Genomic DNA, 3,717 nt, shown 5'->3' on the forward strand with positions numbered 1-3,717 from the left:
AGTATTCCTACTACCGCAGCGAGCGAAGCAATGCGGTCACGCCCTAAATCAATAGCGCTTTCTCCCTCTAGCCTTTATAGCACTAAAAAAGTCACTAACGCCAATCAATCCGTCCACGCCCTAAATCAATAGCGCTTTCTCCCTCTAGCCTTTATAGCACTAAAAAAGTCACTAACGCCAATCAATCCGGTCACGCCCTAAATCAATAGCGCTTTCTCCCTCTAGCCCTTCTTAGCACTAAATAAGTCACTAAACCGCAGCCATGCAGCCATGCACTACAATTTTACCCTCGCACCTTGTCCCATCCTCCAAACTATGTTATCATTTCCTTGAAATGAGTTTTCAATATCTATGTATAATTGAAATTTTACCGGTTAATACAATAATACCGAATCGGGAAGAGGGGTAGTCATGCAGAAAAAGATAAACATAGGAATTACCTTCTTTTGGGGTGATTCCTATCAGCATATTTGGTCGAATGGGGCAGGCCAAAATATGTTTTTCTTAAAACTCTGTCTAGAGCAGATAGAATTCGTCAATGAGGTCTATTTCGTGTATTGGGGAAACGAATTAACGAGCTTTCCCAGTCAATTCCAAGGTTTTAATGTAAAGTACTACGAATACCATGAAGTACTCAATAAGACAGATTTGCTCATAGAAGGAACGCTAGCATTAGAACCGGCTATCGGCCGTGCTTTTCGTGCCCAAGGGGCCAGAATCATATCGTATCGCATGGGCAATGATTTTATCATGGATATGGAAAAATTCGTTCATGCCGAACAGGGCGGGCGTGCTTTTAACGGAACACGGTATGATGCCGTTTGGATCGCCCCGCATCTGATGAAAACGAATAAACCTTATGTGGAAATCATTACACGGGCACCGGTTTATGAGGTTCCGCATTTGTGGAGCCCGCTATTTATTGATACAAAGATAAAAGAGCTGAGCTTGGAAGGTATATTCGGTTACAATCCTATTGATCCGGAGCAGCGCCGTGTAGCTGTGATGGAACCTAATATTTCTGTTCTCAAAAATTGCATGACCCCCATATTAATTGCGGAAGAAGTATATCGTCGCAATAAAAATCTACTGAAGCATGTATATCTATGTGGTACGGTTGATAAAAAGAACGTCCACGCCTTCTACAATTTTATCGGCTTTACCGATTTGGTAAGACAGAATATCATGTCCGTAGAAGCTCGCTTTATGACACCGGAATTTTTAGGCAAATATACAGACATCGTCTTAGCATTTCAGTGGGAATGCGGACTCAATTATCTTTATTACGAAGCCCTTTATGGGGGATATCCGCTTGTTCATAACTCCGAATATTTAAAAAAAGAAAACATCGGGTTTTACTACGATCAATTTGATGCTTATGCCGGAGCTGATGCCTTAATTAACGCTATTTATGCTTATGATAAGGAAAAAGACTATCATGAGCTGCATAATCGTAAGTATTTAGGAATGCTGTCGCCATTCCATGAAAATAATATTGCAAATTACGAGATGCTCATAAAAGCGCTTTTTTGATGGGGCAACAGTTTACTTTACCTTTACGAGAAATATATTAGTTAAAATTAGGTTTGACATTTACCTCAATATTTGGTATTATATTCTAGTATCAAGTGTGACTTGGTACTACATAGGGGTATAGCTCAATTGGTAGAGTAGCGGTCTCCAAAACCGTTGGTTGTGGGTTCAAGTCCTACTGCCCCTGCCATCCATAATATAGAAGGCGGCCGCAAGGTCGCTCGTTCTATTCTTGAGGAATTGTAAAATATACGAAAAATTTCCCTTGCAATGAACAGCGTATTATGGTATTATATTCGAGTGGCAAGTTTATGACTCAGTAGCTCAGCTGGATAGAGCGTTTGACTACGAATCAAAAGGTCGGGAGTTCGAATCTCTCCTGGGTCACCATTAGAACCACACTTCGGTGTGGTTTTTTATTTTGTCGATTTTTGTATAATCCGTTTTCGTTAATGACGAATTCCATAGGGGATTTATAGAAAAAATTTATTTCTGACAACCAAAATTATTCCTTGTAAGTTTACATAAATGAGCCTATTCTTATAAATTAGATTCAATTCTAAAGCAGAAATTAGAAGTATAATTTTTTTATTTATTAGTTTAACTTTTTAGAGCTTGATTTTGTAATTGTATTTATAAGTTAGCTTTAAAAATCATATTTCTCAATAACTCTTATCAATTTTTGTTGTACAAATGTATACACAAAACGCACAAAATTACATTCCTCTTCATGATAAAAGATGATATAATATTATATATAAAATAACTAAAAGGAAATAAACGAACGGAAAGTGAGATTATCAAAATTATTGTAAAGTTTATTTCCTTAAGAAAGAAGAGGAGATTATGGCTTGGATTAAATCATTTCTACAGTCTCCTTCAGCCGGTGGGATTTTATTACTTATCTCAGCTGCACTGGCAGTCGGAGTAGCAAACTCATCACTGGCAGAACAGTATTTTATGTTCTTAAAACTACCGTTGGGACCATTCCCGGTTGATTTGTGGGTTAACGATGTTTTAATGGCCATATTCTTCTTAGGCGTTGGTCTTGAAATTAAGCATGAAATGATTTACGGTGAATTAAATACGAATGCGAAGCGTATTTTACCGACCATATGCGCTTGTTGCGGTGTTATGGTTCCGGCCATTATTTATTTCGCATTTAACCATGCCAACCCTTTATACCATAGAGGTTGGGCTATTCCGACAGCGACGGATATAGCGTTCTCCATTGGCGTAGTTTCTTTATTGGGGACGCGCGTTCCGGTAGCCATGAAAGTATTACTTACTACATTGGCTGTTGTGGATGATTTGATTGCGGTTATTATCATTGCTGCCGTGTATACCGAATCTTTGTCATTTTTATTCATGGGATTGGCGGTAGTGATTTTTGTTCTCTTGATGATACTGAATAAAAGAGGGATTTTCCATCCTATTCCGTATATTATTCTCGGCCTCGGCTTATGGTACTGTATCTTTAGATCCGGTCTTCATGCGACATTGTCCGGTGTTATTCTGGCCATGACCATACCGTATCGGGCTAAATACAGCACGGGTCGTTTGATTTCACCGATAATGCAGTGGAACAATGCGTTAATCAAATGGATTACCTTCCTAATCTTACCGCTGTTCGGCTTTGTTAATGCCGGGGTATCCTTTGGGGACTTTACATACTCCGATTTATTCCATCCGGTTGTACTCGGTGTTTCTTTAGCACTCTTCTTAGGTAAACAAATTGGCGTATTTGCTACCGTATTTGTTTTAGTTAAAACTAAATTGGTTGACATGCCGGTTCATGCAACTTGGTCTCACGTATACGGCATTGCTCTTTGCTGCGGGATTGGCTTTACTATGAGCTTGTTCGTCGATTTATTGGCATTTCCGGCCGGTCATGCTCAGGAAATGGCGAAAGTCGGTATTTTCATGGGCTCCATTCTCTCCGGTGTGTTAGGGTATTTAGTACTTAGATTCTTAACGCCTGATGTAAGTGCCTTAGAACGGAAAGAAGATTAGTTTTATAGTAATTATTGATAGGTTGGTATTGGAGTTCCTACAGCGTTGTTGGGGATTTTAACAATATAAAATTGTATACTAAGAGGTTTATTGAAAATTTTCAATAAACCTCTTTATTTTATTGTACGCCGAATAGGCATGACAAAACCCCCAGTTAAACTGGGGGTCGGT

General features: G+C 39.0%; 2 protein-coding genes and 2 tRNA genes. All 4 read left to right on the plus strand.

Annotation, left to right across the window (positions count from 1 at the left end; genetic code table 11):
• The first annotated feature begins 411 nt into the window (after nt 1-411).
• The 4 genes from MXE28_RS11305 to nhaA all read left to right on the plus strand — a co-directional run bounded on the left by MXE28_RS11305 (nt 412) and on the right by nhaA (nt 3,546).
• Nucleotides 412-1,533, plus strand: a complete 1,122-nt coding sequence (locus MXE28_RS11305; protein ID WP_021840200.1) for a DUF2827 family protein — start codon at nt 412-414, stop codon at nt 1,531-1,533.
• A 114-nt stretch (nt 1,534-1,647) separates the two neighbouring features.
• A tRNA-Trp gene (locus MXE28_RS11310) sits at nt 1,648-1,723 on the plus strand.
• Between the two features lie 123 nt (nt 1,724-1,846).
• A tRNA-Arg gene (locus MXE28_RS11315) sits at nt 1,847-1,923 on the plus strand.
• 453 nt (nt 1,924-2,376) lie between these two features.
• Nucleotides 2,377-3,546, plus strand: coding sequence for a Na+/H+ antiporter NhaA (gene nhaA, locus MXE28_RS11320; protein ID WP_295241467.1), 1,170 nt, complete (start codon nt 2,377-2,379; stop codon nt 3,544-3,546).
• Nucleotides 3,547-3,717 lie beyond the last annotated feature (171 nt).

Origin of the sequence: Veillonella sp. KGMB01456, assembly GCF_023051165.1 — a bacterium.
GTDB lineage: Bacteria > Bacillota > Negativicutes > Veillonellales > Veillonellaceae > Veillonella_A.

What these genes read in the sequence shown, in the direction of transcription:
- MXE28_RS11305 (WP_021840200.1), top strand. Translation starts at nt 412, where the DNA reads ATGCAGAAAAAGATAAACATAGGAATTACCTTCTTTTGGGGTGATTCC.